Source organism: Rhizobium sp. RU35A, assembly GCF_900156005.1.
Classification (GTDB): Bacteria; Pseudomonadota; Alphaproteobacteria; order Rhizobiales; family Rhizobiaceae; genus Neorhizobium; species Neorhizobium straminoryzae.
Window position 1 is genome coordinate 860815 of the sequence record NZ_FTMR01000001.1, and the last position, 19868, is coordinate 880682.

General features: G+C 63.6%; 19 protein-coding genes and 2 tRNA genes. 15 read left to right on the plus strand and 6 right to left on the minus strand.

Annotated features, from left to right (window positions below):
• Positions 1-16 precede the first annotated feature (16 nt).
• The 4 genes from F3H95_RS04355 to F3H95_RS04370 all read right to left on the minus strand — a co-directional run bounded on the left by F3H95_RS04355 (position 17) and on the right by F3H95_RS04370 (position 4704).
• Positions 17-2326, minus strand: coding sequence for a chemotaxis protein CheA (locus F3H95_RS04355; protein ID WP_149745032.1), 2310 nt, complete (start codon positions 2324-2326; stop codon positions 17-19).
• Positions 2327-2342: 16 nt separating this feature from the next.
• Complete coding sequence (gene cheY1, locus F3H95_RS04360) at positions 2343-2708, minus strand: chemotaxis response regulator CheY1 (protein WP_062555331.1); 366 nt, start codon at positions 2706-2708, stop codon at positions 2343-2345.
• Positions 2705-3004, minus strand: a complete 300-nt coding sequence (locus F3H95_RS04365) for an STAS domain-containing protein (protein ID WP_142880497.1) — start codon at positions 3002-3004, stop codon at positions 2705-2707. Before F3H95_RS04365 ends, cheY1 begins: the two co-directional genes overlap by 4 nt.
• Positions 3005-3087: 83 nt before the next feature.
• A complete protein-coding gene (locus F3H95_RS04370; protein ID WP_149745033.1) occupies positions 3088-4704 on the minus strand; it encodes a globin-coupled sensor protein in 1617 nt (538 codons plus the stop codon).
• 1044 nt (positions 4705-5748) lie between these two features.
• Here F3H95_RS04370 and mprF point away from each other — a divergent pair.
• The 4 genes from mprF (at position 5749) to F3H95_RS04390 (ending at position 11779) form a co-directional block, all read left to right on the plus strand.
• Positions 5749-8298, plus strand: a complete 2550-nt coding sequence (gene mprF / locus F3H95_RS04375; protein ID WP_244617883.1) for a bifunctional lysylphosphatidylglycerol flippase/synthetase MprF — start codon at positions 5749-5751, stop codon at positions 8296-8298.
• Entirely contained in the window at positions 8295-9665 is a 1371-nt protein-coding gene (locus F3H95_RS04380; protein WP_142880417.1) for an AcvB/VirJ family lysyl-phosphatidylglycerol hydrolase, read from the plus strand. The genes mprF and F3H95_RS04380 overlap by 4 nt, the downstream gene beginning before the upstream one ends.
• Positions 9666-9845: 180 nt before the next feature.
• Positions 9846-10484, plus strand: coding sequence for a TerC family protein (locus F3H95_RS04385; protein WP_149745034.1), 639 nt, complete (start codon positions 9846-9848; stop codon positions 10482-10484).
• A 68-nt stretch (positions 10485-10552) separates the two neighbouring features.
• Positions 10553-11779 carry a TIGR03862 family flavoprotein gene (locus F3H95_RS04390; RefSeq protein WP_149745035.1) on the plus strand — a complete coding sequence of 409 codons (1227 nt, stop codon included), beginning with the start codon at positions 10553-10555 and terminating at the stop codon, positions 11777-11779.
• Here F3H95_RS04390 and F3H95_RS04395 read toward each other — a convergent pair.
• On the minus strand, positions 11772-12272 hold the full coding sequence (locus F3H95_RS04395; protein WP_142880414.1) for a Pycsar system effector family protein: 501 nt from the start codon (positions 12270-12272) through the stop codon (positions 11772-11774). The genes F3H95_RS04390 and F3H95_RS04395 overlap by 8 nt on opposite strands.
• Positions 12273-12443: 171 nt before the next feature.
• A tRNA-Thr gene (locus F3H95_RS04400) sits at positions 12444-12518 on the minus strand.
• A gap of 152 nt (positions 12519-12670) precedes the next feature.
• Between F3H95_RS04400 and F3H95_RS04405 the strand changes: the two genes are divergently transcribed.
• The 11 genes from F3H95_RS04405 (at position 12671) to F3H95_RS04455 (ending at position 19675) form a co-directional block, all read left to right on the plus strand.
• Positions 12671-12877 carry a hypothetical protein gene (locus tag F3H95_RS04405; protein WP_149745036.1) on the plus strand — a complete coding sequence of 69 codons (207 nt, stop codon included), beginning with the start codon at positions 12671-12673 and terminating at the stop codon, positions 12875-12877.
• Between the two features lie 118 nt (positions 12878-12995).
• Positions 12996-14288, plus strand: a complete 1293-nt coding sequence (murA, locus tag F3H95_RS04410) for a UDP-N-acetylglucosamine 1-carboxyvinyltransferase (RefSeq protein ID WP_142880412.1) — start codon at positions 12996-12998, stop codon at positions 14286-14288.
• A gap of 99 nt (positions 14289-14387) precedes the next feature.
• On the plus strand, positions 14388-14819 hold the full coding sequence (locus F3H95_RS04415) for a DUF2948 family protein (protein ID WP_142880496.1): 432 nt from the start codon (positions 14388-14390) through the stop codon (positions 14817-14819).
• A gap of 66 nt (positions 14820-14885) precedes the next feature.
• The gene (gene hisD, locus F3H95_RS04420) at positions 14886-16184 is read left to right on the plus strand and encodes a histidinol dehydrogenase (protein ID WP_142880411.1); all 1299 of its coding nucleotides are present in this window, start codon (positions 14886-14888) and stop codon (positions 16182-16184) included.
• 3 nt (positions 16185-16187) lie between these two features.
• Positions 16188-16661 carry a UPF0262 family protein gene (locus F3H95_RS04425; RefSeq protein ID WP_142880410.1) on the plus strand — a complete coding sequence of 158 codons (474 nt, stop codon included), beginning with the start codon at positions 16188-16190 and terminating at the stop codon, positions 16659-16661.
• 59 nt (positions 16662-16720) lie between these two features.
• The gene (locus tag F3H95_RS04430) at positions 16721-17146 is read left to right on the plus strand and encodes a low molecular weight phosphatase family protein (RefSeq protein ID WP_149745109.1); all 426 of its coding nucleotides are present in this window, start codon (positions 16721-16723) and stop codon (positions 17144-17146) included.
• Positions 17147-17294: 148 nt separating this feature from the next.
• The gene (gene infA, locus F3H95_RS04435) at positions 17295-17513 is read left to right on the plus strand and encodes a translation initiation factor IF-1 (RefSeq protein WP_007759621.1); all 219 of its coding nucleotides are present in this window, start codon (positions 17295-17297) and stop codon (positions 17511-17513) included.
• Between the two features lie 42 nt (positions 17514-17555).
• Positions 17556-18176 (plus strand): Maf-like protein, encoded by a 621-nt coding sequence (locus F3H95_RS04440; RefSeq protein ID WP_142880409.1) that lies wholly within the window; start codon positions 17556-17558, stop codon positions 18174-18176.
• 9 nt (positions 18177-18185) lie between these two features.
• Complete coding sequence (gene yacG, locus F3H95_RS04445; protein WP_149745037.1) at positions 18186-18398, plus strand: DNA gyrase inhibitor YacG; 213 nt, start codon at positions 18186-18188, stop codon at positions 18396-18398.
• A 200-nt stretch (positions 18399-18598) separates the two neighbouring features.
• A tRNA-Phe gene (locus F3H95_RS04450) sits at positions 18599-18674 on the plus strand.
• Positions 18675-18844: 170 nt separating this feature from the next.
• On the plus strand, positions 18845-19675 hold the full coding sequence (locus F3H95_RS04455; RefSeq protein ID WP_149745038.1) for an inositol monophosphatase family protein: 831 nt from the start codon (positions 18845-18847) through the stop codon (positions 19673-19675).
• The last annotated feature ends 193 nt before the right edge of the window (positions 19676-19868 follow it).

The window sequence follows — 19868 nt, forward strand, 5'->3', positions numbered from 1 at the left end:
CTCTACAATCCGTCAGTTAACCCGTTGCTGCCAAAGACATATCCGCCTTCATACCGCTGTCCTGCCGCAACGACTGGCCGCGCGAGGCGGCGACCACGGCATCAACGTCGAGGATGAGTGCGACCCGACCGTCACCAAGGATGGTGGCCGCGGCGATGCCCGGAACATGCGTGTAGTTGGCTTCAAGCGACTTGATCACCACCTGGCGCTGGCCCTGGATCGCGTCCACCATCAGCGCGCGCTGGCCGCCGCCTTCCGATTCCACCAGAAGTGCGACCCCCTCGACAGGGTTGGCCTGGATGGACCGGAAGTTGAGGATGCGCCCCACGTCGACGAGCGGGCAGAAGGAATTGCGGATCGAGATCAGCCGCTGGTTGGCGCCGAAGGAATGGATCGCAGACGCTTCCGGCTGCAGGGTCTCGACGATGGCGGTCAGCGGCACCACGAGCGTCTGGCCGGCGACCGTCACCACCATGCCGTCGAGAACGGCGAGCGTCAGCGGCAGGCTCATGGTGAAGGTCGAGCCATTGCCCGGCCGCGAGCTGATCGAGATGCGGCCGCCGAGTGCCTGGATGGAACGCTTGACGACGTCCATGCCGACGCCGCGGCCGGAAATGTCGGAAATCTTGTCGGCGGTCGAGAAGCCCGGCATGAAGATGAGGTTGTCGATTTCCTCGTCCGTCAGGTTGGAATCGGCCGGGATCAGATCCTTGTCGATCGCCTTCTGCTTGACCTTCTCGCGGTTGATGCCGGCGCCGTCATCGGACAGTTCGATGACGATGCGGCCGGAGCGATGCTTGGCGGTGAGCTTGACCGTGCCTTCCGGATTCTTGCCGGCGGCCTCGCGGCGTTCCGGACTTTCGATGCCGTGGTCAACGGCATTGCGGATCATGTGGGTCAGCGGTTCGGCCAGCTTGTCGATGACCGTCTTGTCGACTTCTGTGTTTTCACCTTCGGTGACGAGGCGGATCGACTTGCCCACCATGTCGGCCACTTCGCGCACGATACGCGACATGCGCTGGAAGACCGGCTTCACCGGCTGGGCGCGGATCGCCATCACCGAATCCTGGATCTCGCGGGTGAGCTGCTGCAGCTCTTCGAGACCCATGTTGATGGAGGAGGTGCCGGTCGTATCGTTCTCGATGACGCTCTGCGACAGCATGGCCTGGTTGATGACAAGCTCGCCGACGAGGTTGATCAGCCGGTCGACGCGATCAAGATCGACGCGGATCGTCTGGCCGGCGCTATTGGCGGCATTGGCCGCATTGGCGGCGTTGGCAGCAGCGGCGGCGGCCGCAGCGGCAGCCTGGCTTTCCTTCTTTTCAACGCGGGCAGCGGCAGCGGCCATCTTGGTCACGTTGGTGGCCGTCTCGGCGGCGGCAACGGCCTGGGCTGCGGCTTCGGCGGCACCACCATCATCACCATCCGCGTCGGAGGTGCCGTCATCGAGGATCGACAGGTCGAAGGGAACCGGAACCATCGGCAGTTCTTCGGCAGAGCTATCGGCGACCTTGACGTCGAGATCGCAATCCCATTCGGCAAATTCGAAGACGGTGCGGATATCCTGCTCGCTCTTGGCCGTCTTCACCTGGATCGTCCAGCTGAAATAGGCGCCCTCCGGGTCCATCTTGTCGAAGGCCGGCAGCTGGTCCATGTCGCAGTTGATGCTCATCTCGCCGACGCGGGAGAGATCGCGCAGCAAGAGGGCGGCCTCGTTGCCCTTGGCATAGAGATCGCGGCGGGGCTTGAAGGAGACCTCGAAAACGGAGAGATCCTCGGCCGGCTCGTCGGCACCGAAACCATCGAACGTGAAGGGGATCGGCTGGAAACCGCTCTCGTCGGTGGGAGCCGGGGCGGGCGCGGCAGCCGGTACCGGGGCGGGCGCGGCGGCCTTGGCGGGAGCAGGCTTCGGCGCTTCGGCGGCACCAACGCCGGTCGGCATCTCGCCGCGGGCCAGAGCCTCGAGCTCCTTCAGCAGGCCGCGGGTGCGCGATTCCTCCACACTGCCGCCGTCGCGGGAGGCGCTCACCAGGTCGGCCAGAACGTCGGCCGACCTCAGCATCACTTTCAGGACGTCCTGCGTGGGTTCCAGCTTGTTTGAGCGGACGCAATCCAGCGTCGTTTCGAACACGTGGGCGAACGAGACCAGGTCATCAAGCCCGAATGCGCCGGCACCGCCCTTGATCGAATGGACGGCACGGAAGACGGCATTCACCGTTTCCGGGTCACGGTCGCCGTCATTGAGCTTGAGAAGACCAGATTCCAGTTCGGCGAGCTGCTCCTCGCACTCCTGGAAGAAGATCTCTTTGATTTCGTTCATATCCATCGCAGGAATTCCCGGTTCAGGCGGTTACACGCTCGATCGCATCAATCAATTTTGCGGGGTCGAAGGGCTTGACGATCCAGCCGGTTGCGCCGGCCTGGCGCGCACGGTTCTTCTTTTCCGCATCGCTTTCCGTGGTGAGCACGAGGATCGGGACCGCACGATAACGCTCGTTGCGGCGCACGCCCTCGATGAAGCCGAAGCCGTCAAGGCGCGGCATGTTGATGTCAGTCACGATGACATCGGGGTTGCATTCTTCCAGAACCTCGAGGCCCTCGACGCCGTCTTCGGCCTGGATGGTCTCGAAGCCGGCATTGTTCAAGGTGACCAGAAGCATGTTCCGGATCGTCCTTGAATCGTCGACGGTAAGTACTTTCTTTTTCACTGCTGAATCTCCTTAGCGAGCAGATGATCTATATTGATGCCGATAAGCTGCATGGTCTTGCGGAAGGCGTCCGAGACAGTCTCGAAGACGAATTTTTTCTTGTCCTCCTCCCAGGCGTTGGCTGCCGCCATCAGCACCTGCACGCACTGGACACCGACGCGGTCGACGCCCGACGCGTCGATCGACAGATCCTTGCCCCGCATGCTGCTCAACTGGCCGTGCAACACGGAAGCCTCGTTGAGATCCAGGACTGAGACCAGCTTGAGGCTTCCCGTCACTGCTTTCCCGCTCGCCATCGCTTCATTCCTCATCGTTGTCGCCACAGCTGCCGGATCGTCCCGCAGCTGGTATTCTCATGCCGGTCGAAAACCCGGGGGGGTCAGCGACCGAACCCCGCAAGCTGCGGGGCTATGAACAGTCCGCCCGGCGGCTGCAGGCCTCCGGTCTCCGCAGCCTCGGCACCCAAAGCCTCGCCCGGATCGCGGGCCTTCGGCTGCCAGACGCGCTGGCCGCTTTCGCTTTCCCGCGCAATGCGGAATTCCCGCACGGTGCGGCCGAGTTCTATGATGACGGTGCTGAGCGTATCGCTGCCCTCGGCGGCGCGTTGAGCCACCGCAGCACCTGCCGCAAGCCGGCCATCCAGCGCCTTCACCTCGCCCGCCACCCGCTGCAGGCTGAGGGCCTGGTCATCGGTCGCCCGGGCAATGCCGGCAATCGCCGCATTGATGCCCGCGACCTGGTTGACGATGCCGCCAATGGCATCCTGGGTGCGATGAACCATCTTCACGCCTGCATCGACCTGCGCCTTGGTGCCGGTCACAAGCTGCTTGATTTCACGTGCCGCTTCGGCGGAGCGCTGGGCAAGCGCCCGCACCTCCTGCGCGACGACGGCAAAGCCCCGCCCGGAATCGCCGGCGCGGGCGGCCTCGATTCCGGCATTCAGTGCCAGGAGATTGGTCTGGAAGGCGATCTCGTCGATAACCCCGATGATCTGCCCGATCTTTTCTGCCGACTGCTCGATGTCCGACATCGCGGAAATCGCGAGGCCGACGACCTCGCCGCTTTCCTCCGCCGACCGGCGGGTTTCGAGGGCCGCCTGTTCTGCCCTGGCGCTGTCGTTGGCGCTCTCGCGCAGCCGCTCGGCAAGGGCTGCAACCTCGGCTGCGGCGGCCGCCAGATCCTCGGCATCGTGACGCATCATGGCCGCAGCCTCGCGGGCATCCGCGGCCACCTGCCCAGACAGGGCCTCGGCATTCAGGACCCGCTCGGAGGCGGTTGCCATGGCTGCCGTCAGCGCGTCGAGCGCCTGGTTGAGAAGTGCGGAAAGCTCGGCATAGACATCCGGCCGATCGTCGGGAATGCGGGCCGTCAGGTCGCGTGCAGCAAGTGCCGCCACCACCGGTCCGAACAGATCGTTCGCCTCGGCCTGATCCTGCTCGCGCTGGGCAGAAAGGCTCCTCTGGTGCTTCTGTCTGATGTCGCTGATGCGCAGCGACACCGCGATCTCCACGTCGACCAGCACCAGCCGGATCACGGCGCGCACCGCATCGGCAATCTCGCGTTCGCGCTTGCGGGCCGCCGGCAACAGCGATTTCGACGCCAGCTGGTCGAACAGACAGGAGACCAGATTTTCCAGCATCACAGCATGGCCGGCGATGTGCCAGCGCGGATCAAGGCCCATCCGGCCTTCCGCGTCGGAAAGAACCTTCACCCGCTCGGCATAGAGCGCATCGAAGCGGGCGTCTGTCAGCACGCTCCAGTGCGAGGCCTGCAGATCATGCAGCCGCACCAGCTGGTTGTCGCTGTCGAAATGGCGCATGGCCTCGGCGGAGGATTGCAGGCGGTGGAAGAAATCACGCAATCCGTCCTTCAGGCAGGTCTCGAGCGCGGGTCGGAAGCGACGCAGAAGCTCGCACGCCTCCGCGTCCAGCCCTGCGAATGCAAGCCGGTCCCTCAGGCTGCCCGCCTGGGCCTTTCGTGCTTGATCCGATGGCATGTCCTGAGCCAATGCCCGTCCCCAATTCCTGCCGCTGCCCGCAGGCAGCATGAAACCCCTCTTTGGCAGCCGCAGGCCTTGCGCCGTCAGCTGCCCATGCCAAAGCCCTCAATGAACCGCCGGCCTTCTGGAGCCGTGCATCTTCATCCCGAGGCAGCCAGGAGACCGTGCGAGGCCGGATCGCGGGCATGACGAGCCCGCAACAGGGACGCATGCAGCGCTCCGGGCCGAAGCCGGAAGCCATCCTGGAGAAAAAATGGAAAGTGATACCGGATCGAAACCGGTACGGCGGGGCGGCGTCATGCCTGAAAGGGAGATGTCGGGATCGTCCCATTTCGCCGTGTCAGAGTATTTGTATGGTTAATTCCTTGCCTGAAGGTTAATGGCGCCCCCGGCACGGACGATTTCATGCGACAGGTTTTCCCGGACGTCGCCCCAAGTCAAGACGCAAGCTCCGGACAAGTCCAGACATAGAATATCCGGGTTACTGAAACATGATGTCTTCGGAGTTGCGCCATGATTGTTCTCCATTTGAGCGCCCTGCTGATCGCGGCGATGATTTTCTTCACCATGGTGATGGTCGCCAGAATCGATCCACATCGCCGGGCCGTAGCAACCCGCGTTCTCTGATGCACAGCCTGCGGATCAGCCCGGACCGGCACCTGCGATCCCGCTGAGGTAACGCCGCAGAACAGGTTGCCTGAAAATGGTCATGACCGACCTGTAGAGATCGCCACAGAAACGTGATTCTGTTTCGCATTGATGCAACCACGGACAGGCAGAGCGGCCTGATCACGAAGATGTTCCTTGCACCTGCCGCCGGATGACCGCTTGATCGTGAGGAAAGCACCTTCTGCTTGAAGATCGGCCGCATTTTTGTCGAAGTCCGCGTCAGAGGACTAGCGCGCCGGTGCATCCACGAATAACCGTCATGCATCAGAGCTAGAAACTAGCCATCACCGCAGGTTATCGAGGAAGCGCCCGGAAGCCATGACCGAACCGGAAGAGATCGTTATTCCCAGCGAACCGCCGCGCCATGTCGTCATGGTGCTGCTGGCACGGTTCCGTACCTATCTGACCTCGCTTGCCATGCTGCTGGTCGCCGTCATGATGGCGGTGGCCGTCTACCGGCTGACGAGCGAAGTGCGGTACGATGACGTCGTGAATGCCCTGAAGGACACGAGCTGGCAGGCCATCGGCCTTGCCATCTTCTTTACGGCGTTGAGTTTCGCCTCGCTGATCTACTACGACCTGAACGCGCTCGACTACATCGGCCGCCGCCTGCCGGTCGCACCGGTGGCCGTGACGGCCTTCAGCGCCTATGCGATCGGCAACACCGCCGGCTTCGGCGCCCTCAGCGGCGGCGCGATCCGTTTTCGGGCCTACAGCCGGCTCGGCCTCTCCCCGGAAGACATCGCCCGCGTCATCGCCTTCGTCACCTTTGCCTTCGGCCTTGGTCTTCTTGCCGTCAGCGCCATCGCGGCTCTGATGACGGCGCCGCGGCTTGCCACGATCACCGGCATGGATCCGGAATGGCTGCGCGCCGGCGCGACTGCAGTGCTGATCGCGCTTGCGCTGCTGCTCTTCCTTGGCCGCAACGGGCGCCGGGTGGAGATCGTCGGCATTCGTCTGCGCCTTCCCGATACGCTGACCTCGTCGCGCCAGTTCCTGATCACCGCCTTCGACATCGCCGTTTCCGCAACCGTGCTCTACGTGCTGCTGCCGCCGACCAATGTCGGCTGGCCCTCGTTCTTCGCGATCTATGCCGCGGCCATCGGGCTTGGCGTCCTTTCGCATGTACCAGCCGGCCTTGGCGTGTTCGAGGCGGTCATTCTCGGCGCGCTCGGCGGGCAGGTCAGCGTCGACCAGCTGCTCGGCAGTGTCGTGCTCTATCGCATGATCTACCATGTGCTGCCGCTGACGATCGCCATTATCAGTATCGTCTTCTCCGAAGCGCGTGCCATGGCCAAGCATCCGCTGGCCCGCGAAATGGCAACCGTGGCCGGCCGCGTCTCGCCGCCGCTGCTCTCGGCCTTCGCGCTGATCCTCGGTACCATGCTGATCCTGTCGAGCGTCACGCCGACGCCGGACGGCGATCTGGACATCATCTCGAAATTCCTGCCTCTGCCGGTGATCGAGGCCGCCCACTTCTTCTCCAGTCTTCTCGGCATGGCGCTGGTCATTTCCTCGCGCGGTCTGGCGCAGCGGCTGGACGGCGCCTGGTGGGTGGCACTCGTTTCGGCCAGCTGTGCCTTTGTCTTTTCCTTCATGCGTGCGCTGGCGCTCGGCGAGGCGACCTTCCTCGGTCTGTTCGTCATCGCACTCGCCGCCAATGGCCGCCGCTTCCGGCGTCCTGCCTCGCTGCTCAACCAGGTGCTGAGCCTGCCGTGGATCATGGCGATCCTGGTGATCCTCGCCGGTGCCGCCACCATTCTCTTCCTCGTCTATCGCGACGTCGACTACAGCCAGGATCTCTGGTGGCAGTTCGAATTCTTCAACGAGGCGCCGCGAAGCCTGCGTGCGCTGCTCGGTATCACCCTGTTCTCGATCGCCGCCGTCACCTTCAGCCTGCTGCGCCCGGCCTTCCACCATCCGGAACCGCTGGCACAGGAGGATCTGGACAAGGCGGTTGCCATTCTGAACGCCAGCGACAATGCCGATGCGAACCTCGTGCGCATGGGCGACAAGCGGGTGATGTTCTCCGACAGCGGCAGAAGCTTCATGATGTTCGCCATCCAGGGCCGCTCCTGGATTGCGCTCGGCGACCCGATCGGTGATCCCTCGGAGCGGGCGGAAATGATCTGGCGCTTCGTGGAAAATTCCCGCGGCGCCGGTGGCCGTGCGGTACTCTACCAGGTCTCGCCGGCCCTTCTTTCCTTCTGTGCCGATGCCGGATTGCGCGCCTTCAAGCTGGGCGAGATGGCCATTGTCGATCTCGTGCATTTCGACCTGAAGGGCGGACGCCTCGCCGGCCTGCGCCAGGCCCTCAACAAGGGGCGCCGCGACGGACTGGACTTCGAGATCATCGAACAGGCGGATGTCGCTGCCGCCCTGCCCGAACTGAAACGGGTTTCGGACAGCTGGCTTGCGCATCACAACACTCGCGAAAAGGGCTTTTCGCTCGGCGTTTTCGAGGAGAGCTACGTGTCGTCGCTCCCCGTCGCCGTGCTGCGCAAGGAGGGCGAGATCGTCGCCTTCGCGACCATCTTCAAGACCGACACGCTGAAGGAAGGCAGCGTCGATCTGATGCGCTTTGCACCGGATGCGCCGCGCGGCGCCATGGATTTCCTGTTCGTCAGCCTGCTGGAATACCTGAAAAATGCCGGATATAGCACGTTCAATCTCGGAATGGCGCCGCTATCGGGCATGTCGAAGCGAGAAGTGGCGCCGGTCTGGGATCGGATCGGAGGCACCTTGTTCGAACACGGCGAGCGTTTTTACAACTTTAAGGGCCTGAGGGCCTTCAAATCAAAATTCCACCCGCACTGGCAGCCGCGCTACATGGCGGTGTCGGGCGGCACGGGCGTCGTTTTGGCGCTGATGGATGTCACGCTGCTGATTAGCGGCGGCGTGCGCGGAGTAGTCGGGAAATGAAGCAATACATCTTCGGCCTTTGTGCGATGGCGTTTACCGCCGTCGCATCGCTGGCACAGGCGCAGACCGCGCCGCAGCAGCAGGGCTTTGACACGGGCATGATCCCCTCGCCGCACATCATCAAGCCAAAGGGCGCGATGAAGGCGAACATCTTCCTCCTGTCCGACGGCGACGGATGGAACGCGCTGGAGGAAAAGCAGGCGCAGGCACTGGCGGCCAAGGGCGCGCTGGTGATCGGCATCGACCTGCCGAGTTACCTCGCCTCCCTCGGCAAGGATAGCGACGACTGCATCTACATGATTTCCGACGTGGAATCGCTTGCCCAGCAGGTCCAGCGCTCGCTGAACAGCGGCAGCTACCGCTCGCCGATCATTGCCGGCATCGGCGCCGGTGGTGCCGTGGTTCTCGGCATGGCGGCACAGACACCGCCGGCCACGATCGGCCAGGCGATCGCCGTCGATCCGGAAGCCGCGATCAAACTGCCGAAGGTGCTCTGCACGCCGGCCGACAAGCGCACCGAAGGCGATGCCACGGTCTACGGCCTGAGCGACGGCGACCTGCCGATGCCGATCAGCATCTTCCTGTCCAAGGCCGCTGATCCGGCCGGGCGCGATCACGCCAAGGAATTGCAGCAGACGCATGACGACATCGACATCGAGGGCACCGATGCGGCGGCCACCGATGCGCTGATGCAGGCGCTGTCCGACGCCATCGATGCCGCCAATACCGATGACGAACCGCTTGGCCTGCCGCTCACCATCCTGGATGCCAAGCCGAAATACGATACGATGGCGATCATCTATTCCGGCGATGGCGGCTGGCGCGACATCGACAGCGATGTCGGCGCGGCCCTGCAGGAGGATGGCGTGCCGGTGGTCGGCGTCGATGCGCTGCGCTATTTCTGGTCGCAGAAGACGGCGGAAGAGACCGCTGCCGATCTCAGCCGCATCATCCGCGCCTATCGCAAGCAGTGGAACGTCTCGCGCGTGCTTTTGATCGGCTATTCCTTCGGCGCCGACGTGCTGCCCTCCACCTTCAACAAGCTGCCGGATACGGACAAGAGCAAGGTTGTGATGCTGAGCCTCCTCGGCCTCTCCCATCAGTCGAATTTCGAGATTTCCGTCTCCGGCTGGCTGGGCGGCAAGGGCACCGGCACCGGGGGCGACCCGACGGATCACCTGAAGAGCATCAATCCGAAGCTCGTCCAGTGCGTCTACGGCACCGATGACGATGGCGATGCCTGCAAGGGACTGGCCGATCGCGGTATCGAGACGCTCGGCATCGAAGGTGGCCACCATTTCGACGAGGATTACGAGAAGCTGGCGCAGATCATCCTGACCGCCCTGAAGAACCGGCTCGGCAAGTAACCGCCGCCGCAACGGCAGAAAACACGAAGGGCGCGGCCATGGGTTGCGCCCTTCTGCATATCTGCATCCTGTAATTTCCACTTGCCAAGCTCCCCGAAATATTCTGTAGCCATCACAGAGAGTTGAGACTGCCGGCACAGGCGGTATGATCGCTGCCGGCCAATGGGGATTGATTTCATCATGGAAATTCTGACCGCCGCAGGCCTCGCGGCGCTTTTTCAGGTCATTGCCATCGACCTTGTTCTCGCTGGCGACAATGCCATCGTGATCGGCCTTGCCGCTGCCGGCCTTCCGGTCCACCAGCGGCGCCAGGCGATCCTGGTCGGCATCATTGCCGCAACCGTGCTGCGCATCGCCTTTGCCACCGTCACGGCCTATCTGCTCGGCATCGTCGGCCTTCAGCTGCTGGGCGGCGTGCTGCTGGCCTGGGTGTGCTGGAAGATGTGGGTGGAACTGCGCGCCCAGGATGCCGAGGCCGCCGCAGCGGACGCGCTCGGCGAAGCCGAGCCGCATGCGACGAAGGCCAACAAGACCTTCCTGCAGGCCGCGACGCAGATCGTGGTCGCCGACGTGTCCATGTCACTCGACAACGTTCTGGCCGTGGCCGGCGCAGCGCAGGACCACACCACCGTTCTCATCATCGGTCTCGTCATCTCGATCGCGCTGATGGGCCTTGCCGCCAATCTGGTGGCGCGCCTGCTGCACCGCTATCGCTGGATCGCCTATGTCGGCCTCGCCGTCATCGTCTACGTGACTGTCAACATGGTGTATCACGGCACGGTCGAGGTGCTTCCCTACCTGACGCCGCTCTTCGGCTGAGCTAAGAGAGGATCGGCGCGGTTCGGGGGAACCGGCGCCGATCCGTCTTCAACAGGCCAAAGCACAGCATGACGCAGTCAGACATCACCATCGTCGGAGGCGGGCCGGCCGGCCTGATGGCGGCCGAGGTTCTCGCAGCCGCCGGCCATCGCGTCAGTGTCTTTGAGGCCATGCCCACCTTCGGGCGGAAATTTCTGCTGGCCGGCAAGTCCGGTCTCAACCTGACCCATTCCGAGGATTATGTCCGGTTCCGGACGCGGTTCGGCGTGGCAAACGATCGTCTTGCCGCCGCCCTTGATGACTTCCGCCCGGACGACCTGCGCGCCTGGGCCAGCGGGCTCGGCACGCAAACCTTCGTCGGTTCGTCGGGCCGGGTCTTTCCCACCGTGATGAAAGCCTCACCGCTGCTGCGCGCCTGGCTGAAGCGCCTTGCCGAGATGGGCGTAGCGCTTCTGCCCCGCCATCGCCTGCTGAGGCTCGTACCCGGTGGCGGCGTGTTCGAGACGCCGGACGGCGAGCGCGAGTTCCACTCCAGGGCAACGCTGCTGGCGCTCGGCGGCGCAAGCTGGCCCCGCCTCGGGTCCAACGCCGCCTGGGTGGCCGGGCTTCGCGATCTCGGCATCGCGATTGCCGATTTCCAGCCGGCCAATTGCGGCTTCGACGTGGACTGGAGTGAAAATTTCCGCACCCGCTTTGCCGGCGAGCCCGTGAAGTCCGTCTGCCTCACCTCCTCTGCCGGCACCACACAGGGTGAATTCGTCATCAGCCGGCATGGCGTCGAGGGCAGCCTGATCTATGCCCATGCCGCTGCCCTGCGCGACCGTCTGGCCACAGAGGGCGCAGCGAGCCTGCAACTGGATCTTGCGCCCGGACGCAGTCTGGAAAAGATTTCGGCTGCCCTTGCACGCCTGCCGGCGCGCACCAGCCTGTCGAACCGGCTGCGCAAGGCGGCGGGCCTCGACAGTGTCAAGGCAGCGCTCGTCAGAGAATGTGTGCCGTCCATCGCCGATGCGGATCCAGCCACGCAGGCGATGACGATCAAGGCGCTCACCGTGCCGCTGCGGCGGCCGCGCCCGATCGAGGAAGCGATTTCGTCGGCCGGCGGCGTGCGCTGGGAGGAGATCGACCACCACTACATGCTGAGTACTCGCCCCGGCACCTTCGTCGCCGGCGAGATGATCGACTGGGAAGCGCCGACCGGCGGCTATCTGCTGACGGCCTGCCTTGCAACGGGGCGCGCCGCAGCGCAAGGCATCGACGCATGGGTCGGCGGCCGTGGTAGCTCGCCTACATGAACATCAGGATCAGGTGGACGATCGCCACCAGCGTGATGCCCGCCACCGCGGTATACGAACCATAGTAAAGGCACTGGTATTTCTGCGCGCAGATCTTGCTCATGTGATACTGCGCCTTCAGCCTTTCGCGGAAAATGTCCGTGTCGGAACAACCTTCCACCGCCGCGATGAAATCCTCCGGGCTCGCATAGTTCGCGACATTGCTGAAATAGATGATCCCCTTGGCTTTTGCCGTGCGCGACCGAGGCCGGATGGCATTGAAGGCAAAGAAGCAGGAGATCAAAAGCAGCGCGAGCGGCACCAGGATCAGTGCGGCGCCCCACGAAAAAGGCCCGCCCTGCAGAAAGCCCGCATAACGGTCGTTGGAAACGATCCACAGCGAGATCGTCGAGGATGCGGCAAACAGCCAGGAAGATTTCGTATCGGCCTGCTGGATATACTGCCTGAGATAGGCATCGTGATAGGCCGCGAAGTTCTTCTTGCTTTCTTCCATCGAGTGAACCCGAACACCACGCATAACGAACCATGACAGACGGGTTTGAGCAAACCTGCCTGTCGAGACTGACTGACGGAACCATCACGCCAGATCGCGGACACAGTCAAGTATAGCGCGTGCAGGATCTGCCTGCTGTCTCTTCTTCTTCCGGGTGATATTTTGAAAAACTGGTGCTGCCGAGTGGGATTGAACCACCGACCTCTCCCTTACCAAGGGAGTGCTCTACCACTGAGCTACGGCAGCAGTTGTGCGTCAGAGCGTGTCTGCGCTGCGGTGAGCGGGCTATTGCCATAGCTGATCCGGGAGCGCAAGCCGCAAATTTCACTTCTTTGCGGAAAGCGGTGAATTCCGTCGCCCTCTTTGGCTTTTGATCGCTTTTCCGCTATGGAGGACACATGAGCGCTACGGACGAATCAAACCCGCAAAATCAGGATCAACGGCGGCACCAGCCTACCGAAGCGGAGCTTCGCACGGCGCGTGCGGCGCAGAAGCTGCGCGAGAACCTGATGCGGCGCAAGCAACAGGCCCGCGCAAGACGTTCCGGCCAGGCTGACCTGACGGAGGGCCTGCCGGCCGCCAGGGCGGACGAATCATCCACATGACGCCGGAGCCCGGATTGGCTGACCGGGGCATCCGAATTGAAGCATACGGGGAATTCGGCTAAGGACCCCATCTTTCGCGCAGTTTCAGGAAGGGCGGGCGCCTGCCCGTTGCAATCACATGGATCGCATCAGAATTACCGGCGGCAACCCGCTGCATGGCATCATCCCGATTTCCGGCGCCAAGAATGCCGCGCTTCCCCTGATGATTGCCTCGCTGCTGACGAGCGATACGCTGACGCTGGAAAACGTGCCGCATCTCGCCGATGTCGAGGGTCTGATGCGCATCCTCGGCAATCACGGCGTGGATATTTCCGTCAATGGCCGGCGCGAACGCCAGGAAGAAGGCTATTCGCGCACCATCCATTTCACCTGCCGGACGATCGTCGATACGACGGCTCCCTATGAACTGGTATCGAAGATGCGCGCCAGCTTCTGGGTCATCGGCCCGCTGCTGGCCCGTGAAGGCCGCGCCCGTGTGTCGCTGCCGGGCGGCTGCGCCATCGGCACCCGTCCGGTCGATCTGTTTCTTGAGGGGCTCGCCGCACTCGGCGCCGAGATCGAGATCGACGGCGGTTATGTCAACGCGACGGCGCCGAAGGGCGGCCTGATCGGCAACCGCTACCGCTTCCCGAAGGTCTCCGTCGGCGCCACCCACGTGATGATGATGGCGGCGACGCTGGCACGGGGCACGACGGTGATCGAGAATGCCGCCCGCGAGCCGGAAATCGTCGATCTCGCCAACTGCCTCAACGCCATGGGTGCAAAGATTTCTGGCGCCGGCAGCAAGACGATTACCGTCGAAGGTGTGACCACGCTGTCGGGCGCGCGCCACCGCGTGCTGCCGGACCGTATCGAAACCGGCACCTATGCAATGGCCGTTGCCATGACCGGCGGCGACGTCGTGCTGGAAGGCACCGATGCCGCCCTTCTCGACAATGCGCTCGACATCCTGCGCCAGACGGGCGCCGAGATCACCGCGACCGGGACGGGCCTGCGCATCGTGCGCAATGGCGGCGGTATTCATCCCGTCGATGTGGTGACCGAACCCTTCCCGGGCTTTCCGACCGACCTGCAGGCGCAATTCATGGCGCTGATGACGCGCGCCTCCGGCGTGTCGCACATCACCGAGACGATCTTCGAGAACCGCTTCATGCACGTGCAGGAACTGGCGCGTCTCGGCGCGCGGATTTCTCTGTCCGGCCAGATGGCGCGGGTGGAAGGCGTTTCCCGCCTGAAGGGCGCGCCCGTGATGGCGACCGACCTGCGCGCTTCCGTCTCGCTGGTGATCGCCGGCCTTGCGGCGGAAGGCGAGACCGTGGTCAACCGCGTCTACCATCTGGACCGCGGCTTCGAGCGGTTGGAAGAAAAGCTCGGTCGCTGTGGTGCTATCGTTCAGCGCGTCAGCGAATAAGGCTCTCCTGTTGCGCCCGCGCCTGTGCCATCCTATCTCCAGGACCTGACGGAGAATGCCGCCGAGCCATGGCGGCCCGATGAGGACATGATGGATACGATGACGGATCTCAAGCTTTTGGCGCTGGACGAGGAAGACCTGAAGATCGTTTCCGCGCATATGCAGGACAGCGTCTTCAAGCCGCATGATATTGACTGGAGCCCGAAGCGCAGGCACTTCTCGCTGGTGGTCAACCGTTTCGTCTGGGAAGTGGCCGATCGCGGTGACAAGGGCTATGAACGGCGACGCGCCGCCCTTACCTTCAAGCGGGTGCAGGGCGTGCGGGCGCTGGGTGTCGATCGCCGGAGCAGGGACGATGTCCACGCGCTTCTCGCGATCCGCTTCACGAAGAACGGTGAAGGCCCGGATGGCGTGATCGAGCTGACGCTTTCGGGAGGCGCGGCGATCAGCCTCGATGTGGAATGTATCGAGGCGCAGCTGGCCGATACTGGTGGCGCCTGGGGAACCGGCAACCTGCCGAAGCATGACTGAGGTGCAAGGCATGCGGCCGCGCCGGGCGGGCGGCCGAGGTGTTTTGAGTACGAGGGGACGAGTAGAGTGGCAATCTGGCTTGAGCAGGCGTCGGCGGATTTCGAAACGCAGTTTTCCGCCTTCCTGACAACGAAGCGGGAAGTTTCCGAAGACGTCAACACGGTGGTGCGCTCCATCATCGAGGATGTGCGCGCCAGAGGCGATGCAGCGCTTCACGATTATTCCCTGCGCTTCGACAAGGTCGATCTCGCCGCCGTCGGCATGCAGGTGACCGAGGCGGAGATCGATCAGGCCTTCGCAGCCGTCGAACCCGGAGTGGTAGAGGCTCTCACGCTCGCCGCCGAGCGCATCGAGCGCCACCATGCCCGCCAGATGCCGAAGGACGATATTTACGAGGATGCGATCGGCGTTGGCCTCGGCTCGCGCTGGACGGCCGTGGAGGCTGTCGGGCTCTATGTCCCGGGCGGCACCGCGAGCTATCCGAGCTCCGTGCTGATGAATGCCGTGCCGGCCCGCGTGGCCGGCGTCGAGCGTCTGGTGATGGTCTGCCCGGCCTCCGGCGGCGCGATCAATCCGGCGGTTCTGGTGGCCGCCAGGATTGCAGGCGTCAGCGAGATCTACCGGATCGGCGGCGCGCAGGCGGTGGCAGCACTCGCCTATGGCACGGAAACGATCAAGCCCGTCTACAAGATCGTCGGCCCCGGCAATGCCTATGTCGCCGCCGCCAAGCGGCAGGTGTTCGGCACCGTCGGCATCGACATGATCGCCGGCCCCTCGGAAGTGCTGGTCATCGCCGATGCGGAAAACGATCCCGACTGGCTGGCAGCAGATCTGCTGGCCCAGGCCGAGCATGATGCCGGCGCCCAATCGATCCTGATCACCACCGACCGGGCGCTTGGCGAAGCGGTGGAACAGGCCGTGGAGCGCCAGTTGAAGACGCTGTCGCGCGCCGAGACCGCCGCCGCCAGCTGGCGCGATTTCGGGGCCATCATTCTGGTCGAGAGTCTTGCGGCCTCGCTGCCGCTGGCCAACCGCATCGCCGCCGAACATCTGGAACTGGCGGTCGCCGATCCGGATGCGCTGTTGCCCGGCATCCGCAATGCGGGCGCCATCTTCATCGGCCGCCATACGCCGGAAGTGATCGGCGATTATGTCGGCGGTTCCAACCACGTGTTGCCGACCGCCCGTTCGGCGCGCTTCTCGTCCGGCCTTTCGGTGCTCGATTTCGTCAAGCGCACCTCGATCCTCAGGCTCGGACCGGACCAGTTGAACGCGCTCGGTCCCGCCGCGATCACGCTGGCCCATTCCGAAGGGCTCGACGCGCATGCGCGCTCGGTCTCCATCCGTCTGAACCGAGGGCGATGATTGATGGCCAAGGGCGACTTCCGGCTGTGCGACGTGGTGCTGGACGACAGCATCGGCCGTTCCACGCCGGATGTCGAACATGAGCGGGCCGTCGCGATCTTCGACCTGATCGAGGAGAACCGCTTCGAGCCCACGGGCCATGAGGGCGGCCCCTATCGGCTGAATATATCGCTGGTCGAACAGAAGCTCGTCTTCACCATCACCACCGAGGGCGGCGAGGCGGTTGCCACCCACATCCTCTCGCTCACCCCCTTCCGACGGATCATCAAGGACTACTTCATGATCTGCGAGAGCTATTACGAGGCGATCCGCTCCTCGACACCCTCGCAGATCGAGGCGATCGACATGGGCCGCCGTGGCATTCACAATGAAGGCTCGGAAACGCTGCAGGAACGGCTGAAGGGCAAGATTGCCCTCGATTTCGACACCGCCCGGCGTCTGTTTACCCTTGTCTGCGTGCTCTATTGGCGGGGGTGAGCGTGGAGGAAGCGCCGGCCGCCGACGGACAGAACGCAAGGCCGGGCGCCATTCTCTTCATGTGCGGCATGAACGCCATTCGCTCGCCGATGGCGGAGGTCATTGCAAAACGCCTGCTGCCGCACGATATCTATGTCCAGTCGGCGGGCGTTCGTGCTGGCGATCACGATCCCTTCGTCGAGGTGGTGCTCTCCGAAATCGGTCTGACCATGCCGAAGAGGCACCAGCCGCGCACGCTCGATGAACTGGAAGACGACTATTTCGACGTGATCGTCACGCTCTCGCCGGAAGCCCATCACCAGGCGCTGGAACTCACCCGTTCCAGTGCGGTGGAGGTGATCTACTGGCCGACCCTCGATCCCTCGGTGGAAGCCGGCACCCGCGACCAGGTGCTCGAGGCCTATCGCAGCGTGCGCGACGAGTTGTGGCGACGGATCGAGGCGCGTTTCGCACGAACCGGCGTCCAGCAGGAACAGCGGATCTGACACTGCAAGACAAGCGTTGACGGCGCCGCCAGATTCGCGCAGATGCAAGGTTCACAAACTGGCGGGGAACGTGTAGTTTCCGCGCAATTTTCAAGCTGCGGCCGCTTTCCGGCCACATCCCTATCAACGACAGGAAGACAAGCTCTAGATGGCGAAAGAAGAAGTCCTCGAATTCCCGGGCATCGTAACGGAACTGCTGCCCAATGCAACATTCCGCGTGAAGCTCGAAAACGAACACGAGATCATTGCCCACACGGCCGGCCGCATGCGCAAGAACCGCATCCGCGTTCTGGCTGGCGACAAGGTTCTCGTCGAAATGACCCCCTACGACCTCACCAAGGGTCGCATCACCTACCGCTTCAAGTAAGCGGGCCTTCCGCATCCGGGCGCGCTGCCTGCAGGAAACCCCATGTCTCTGGATCAAAAGCTCATCCTGGCCTCCGGCTCGCCGCGTCGCCTCGACCTGCTCAACCAGGTGGGGATCAAGCCCGCGCGCCTGATGCCGATGGATATCGACGAGAGCCCGAAGAAATCGGAGCATCCCCGCTCGCTCGCACGACGCCTGTCCTCCGAAAAGGCCGAGGCTGCCCTTGCCGCCATTCAGGGCGACGCTGCCTGGCGCAGCAGCTATATCCTTTCGGCCGACACAGTGGTCGCCGTCGGACGGCGCATCCTCTCCAAGACGGAATACATGGACGAAGCGTCCGCCGCGCTGCATCTTCTCTCCGGTCGCGGCCACTGGGTCTATACCGGTGTGTGCCTCGTCACTCCCGGAGGCCAGTTCCGGCAGAAGGTGGTGGAAACCAAAGTCCGTTTCAAGCGGCTCTCCGAACGCGAGATCGCGGCCTATCTTGCGTCCGATCAATGGCGCGGCAAGGCCGGCGCCTACGCCATCCAGGGCATCGCGGCAAGCTTCGTGCAGAAACTGGTCGGCTCCTACACCAATGTGGTGGGCCTTCCGCTTTATGAAACGTCGCTTCTGCTCAATGGCGAGGGCTTCGAGGTCTCCCGCCAGTGGGCAGACGGCTGAGGACAGGCCATGGCATCCGACGATACCACCCCGACCGGCGCCAAGGTGGCGCCGCTGCGCAAGACGCGCCCCTGCCCCGAATGCGGCAAGCCCTCCGTGCGCGATCACTACCCCTTCTGCTCGGATCGCTGCAGGACACTCGATCTGTCCCGGTGGCTGAATGGCGCCTATGCCATTCCTGTGGCCGAGGATGAAACCCGCGCCGAACCCGGCGACGACTAGGACGCAACACCGAAAACGCGCCGCACGGCGCGTTTTTCGTTTTCAGTTTCAAAGCCTTGGCAAGTTTTTCACAGAGCCGTCAAAAAAGTGCGTCAACGTGCTTGCCTTGGCCGAACAAGATGTTATAACCCCGCTCGCTCCCGGGGGAAACGCCCCGGCGGCTTCGAGAGAAGCCCGAAGGTCTCGCAAAAGACCAAGATGCCCGGATAGCTCAGTTGGTAGAGCAGCGGATTGAAAATCCGCGTGTCGGTGGTTCAAATCCGCCTCCGGGCACCATTCTTTCTTCAGATTGTCAATTGCGATTCAATTGCTGGTTGTTGCAACTTGTGTATATTTGCCCTGAAATCTCAGGGAAATTTCACACCCTTGTCGCACAAATCGGAGAATTTTCGGTCTCCTTGAAGCCGTGCCGGCGCCTCTTTGCCGCACCTATGAAGACAGTCGCGATGCTCTCCCCCCAGCTCTCTCCTCGCCTGCCCGAACATGCCTCGAACCGTGTGCGCCTGATGGCCGCTGCTGCGCTGGAAGCCGGCGAACTGGCGCGGCGTTCCCTGAAACGGCGCTATGCCGACCAGATGGTGGCCAAGGCGCCGCGCGATTACCAGACGGAGATCGACGTCGCCGTCGAGGAGATCATCGTGCGGCGCATGCGCGAACATTTCCCCGATCACGCCATCACCGGCGAGGAGGCTGTCGCCAATCACGAGGCGGCGGCAGGTGCGCCGCGGATCTATATCGATCCGATCGACGGCACCACGAACTATGCCTGGGGCATTCCGCATTTCGGCATGACGATCGCCATCGTCGAAGAGGGCGAGGTCACCTGCGGCGTGGTCTATGACAGCATGCAGGACGAACTGTTTGTCGCAGAGAAGGGTCAGGGCGCCTTCCTCAATGGCGAGCGGCTGGCCTGCCGGCCGGTCGCAGCCATCGAGGACGTGCTGATCGGCGCCGGCCTGCCGATCCCCGGACAGGTGAAGAGCACAGGCGAAGACACCTTTTTCGCGGCGCTGCGGCGGCTGATGGCCAACACCGCCGGCGTCCGCCGGCTGGGCTCGGCGTCGCTTTCGCTTGCCTATGTCGCCTGCGGGCGGCTGGACGGCTTCTTCGAGGATGGACTCTCTCTGCACGACTACGGCGCCTCCGTGCTGCTGATCCGCGAGGCGGGCGGCCGCGTCACCGGCTTTTCCGGCGGCGAGATCGGCCAGCACGGCGATATCCTCGCCTCCAACGGCACGCTGCATCCCTGGTTGCTGGAAGGCTTCGCCGCGGACTGACGCGGGCGGCCGCGTCACCGGCTTTTCCGGCGGCGAGATCGGCCAGCACGGCGATATCCTCGCCTCCAACGGCACGCTGCATCCCTGGTTGCTGGAAGGCTTCGCCGCGGACTGACGCGGCCGGTCCGCCCCCCAGAACGACGAACGGCGGGCCCAGGACCCGCCGTTTTCTCTTGCACATCCAGGCGTGATC